Annotated in this window: 3 protein-coding genes; all 3 read left to right on the forward strand. The window is 22.1% G+C overall.

Annotation, left to right across the window (positions count from 1 at the left end; translation table 11 throughout):
* Positions 1 to 75 precede the first annotated feature (75 nt).
* From GBZ86_RS14265 to GBZ86_RS14275, 3 genes are read left to right on the forward strand one after another with little or no spacing between them, the layout of a single operon-like run.
* Positions 76 to 693 carry an accessory gene regulator ArgB-like protein gene (locus GBZ86_RS14265; RefSeq protein WP_152891768.1) on the forward strand — a complete coding sequence of 206 codons (618 nt, stop codon included), beginning with the start codon at positions 76 to 78 and terminating at the stop codon, positions 691 to 693.
* A gap of 35 nt (positions 694 to 728) precedes the next feature.
* Positions 729 to 863, forward strand: coding sequence for a cyclic lactone autoinducer peptide (locus tag GBZ86_RS14270; RefSeq protein WP_152891770.1), 135 nt, complete (start codon positions 729 to 731; stop codon positions 861 to 863).
* 57 nt (positions 864 to 920) lie between these two features.
* The gene (locus tag GBZ86_RS14275) at positions 921 to 2,612 is read left to right on the forward strand and encodes a bifunctional diguanylate cyclase/phosphohydrolase (RefSeq protein ID WP_152891772.1); all 1,692 of its coding nucleotides are present in this window, start codon (positions 921 to 923) and stop codon (positions 2,610 to 2,612) included.
* Positions 2,613 to 3,160: the final 548 nt, after the last annotated feature.

Here is a 3,160-nt window from a genome sequence, read left to right on the forward strand (position 1 = left end):
ACTTTAATAACAGCAGGAATTTTAATTTTATATTATTATAGAATTCATAAAAAATACAAATAATTTAGGTGAATTATGGAATATTTATCGAAAAAAATTGGATTTAAAATGGCTAAAGAATTAGGTGTTTCAGAACAACAAGGAGAAGTATTTGCTTATGGAGTATTTGCTTTAATACAAATAACATTATCATTATGTTTAGTTATAATAATAGGTAGCTTATTTGACGTAGCAATAGAAGCCTTAATTATTTCTATTACATCAAGTATTCTTAGAAAATATTCAGGAGGTGTACATGCAAGTAAACCTTCAAACTGTATTTTAATAGGTACTATATTATGTATTACTCAAGCGGTATTAATTAAATATTTTATTTTTTATAAGATATCATTAATTTACATAATATTAATTATAATTACTATTTTTCCAATGGCTTATTATATAATATTTAAATATGCTCCAGTTGATACTCCTAAAAAAAGAATAAAAACTGAAGTAAAAAAGAAGCGAATGAAAAAGAATGCTTTTATTGTATTAGGTATAGATTTAATGCTTGTTTTACTAATAATGTTAATATCTGTTTTGTTAAATAAATTTAGTATTAATATATATATTTTATGTATTTGTATAGGAGTTCTTTGGCAAGTATTTACTCTTACTAAAGTAGCTCATGTATTATTAAAATATATATAATATATGCATAAAAAATTTAAAAGGAGTTAACCGTTATGAAAAATTTTAAATCAAAACTATTACTGATTTTAGCTACTATAACTACATTAATAGCTACATCAGTAGCTACATCAGCATGTTTATGGTATATTTATCAGCCAGAAGAACCAGAATGTTTAAAAGATGAGTAGTTATAAAATGAGGTGGGAACACTCCTACCTCATTATTACTTTATGAGGTAGAAAAATATGAATAAAATAGAAAGAAATAAAACAACAAAAGTAAATGAAATTTTATCTATAGTAAAATTAGCATCTGTGTTATTTTCAGCTATAGCTTTTTTACAATTTATTTTTAATGAAAACATAAATAATATACCTATTCATTTCTCTGGTATATTAACAATGTTTGTTATTGTTAGTATTATACTACTAATTTATTTAGTTTGGTCTTTTTCTACATATAATAAATTTGAAAAATATAAAAAATATATAAATTTTTTTGAAACTATAATATTCTTAGCTATTTTTGTGATGGCAATATTTTTATCAGGCTCTTATGAAAGTGATTATAAATTTTTATTTTTATTTATAATAATTACAACAACTATACAAAGTGGTATGAAAAGTGGATTAACAGTAGCTATTATTTCATCAGTTATTATATTATTAATTGATCTTATATTTTGTTCTGATATGTTTGTAAATAAATATTTTGAAAATGATTTAGTAATGGCAGGTGTATTTATATTAACAGCATGGCCTCTAGGGTTTTATGTTAAAATAGAAAATGAGCATATTGAACAATTAAAAAATCTTGTAAATGAAGATGGATTAACAGGAGTTTATAATCATAGACATTTTTATGATAGTTTAAGAAAAGAAATTTTATTAAGTGATAAAGTTAATAAATCACTAGGCCTAATATTTATGGATATAGATTATTTTAAACATTATAATGATTTATATGGTCATCAAAAAGGTGATGAAGTTTTAAGACATTTAGGTAATTTATTAAAGAAAAAAGTTAGAAAAGGAGATATAATTGCAAGATATGGTGGAGAAGAATTTGCTATTATATTACCTAATACAAAAGAAAGTGAAGCTATAGAATTTGCAGAATTTATAAGAAAGAGTGTAGAAGAAAAATACTTTGATGGAGAAGAAAATCAACCAAATGGAAAACTAACTATTTCTGTAGGAGTTTCTATTTATCCTGATAAAGCAAAAACTGATTTAGATTTAATAAAAAGTGCAGATGATGCATTATATAGAGCTAAGTTTTTTAATAAAAATAGAGTAGAAGGATATACTTCTATATTAGATGAGTTAAAAAAAGATATAAATGAAAAAGACATTGATTTAGTTACTTCTATTAAAACTCTAATAAGTGTTATAAATGCTAAAGATAAATATACTTATAGCCACGTAGAGAGAGTTGTATCATATAGTAGACTTATGGCTGAGAAATTACAGTTATCTAAGGAAGATAAGAAAAAACTTATTTATGGAGCTTATTTACATGATATAGGAAAGATTAATGTATCTAAAGATATTTTAATAAAAAAAATGCCTTTAACAGAAAAAGAGTGGGGAATATTAAAACAACATCCTATAAATGGAGTTGATATATTGAAACCAGTAGAATCGTTAAATAATGTTATTCCATTAATATTATATCATCATGAAAGATTTGATGGAAAAGGGTATCCTTATGGACTAAAGGAAACTGAAATACCTTATTTAGCAAGAGTTTTAACAATAATAGACTGTTTTGATGCTATGACTTCTAATAGACCTTATAGTAAAAGAAAAACTTATGAAGAAGGATTTGAAGAATTAAGGAATAATGCTGGAACACAATTTGATCCAAATATTATAGAAAAGTTTATTGATGTAGTAAAAAATAATATAAATAAAATTGAAGATTATAGAGTTTAAATATATTTAGGAGAATGTCAACCATTCTCCTTTTTTTATATTTAGAAAAGTATAGAAATTATTTAATAATGAATAAATTATTATTTGCTCATTATTAAATAAATAATAAAAAAGAATTTATAATATTAATATAGTCTAAACTATTAATTACTTTCATCTAAATAATATTTAAACATTCCATAAGCAATGCTTTTTAAAATATCAATTACTATTTTCATTCTTTAATCCTCCTAAAAAAGCAAACATGATAACTACAAGAATTATTTTATATCTAAACTAAAAAAATATTCAATTTTGTTTTAGGAAATTATAAGGTTGATAGAGGTTTAAATTACATAAATGGTAAAAATATTAAGTTTTTTATATAAATATTAGTAAAATCAGCTAAAAATATAAAAAATACACTTACATATTTTACTATGTAATTTATAATATAAATAAGAATTTGATTGAAAATAGGGGGGAATTTAAAATTATTAAAATCTTATTTTAAAATTTATAAAAAATAGGAAAGGAGAATGTTGCTAACTTTGTAAACTATATAAAGT

It is taken from the genome of Clostridium tarantellae, assembly GCF_009295725.1.
In the GTDB taxonomy this organism is placed as follows: Bacteria; Bacillota; Clostridia; order Clostridiales; family Clostridiaceae; genus Sarcina; species Sarcina tarantellae.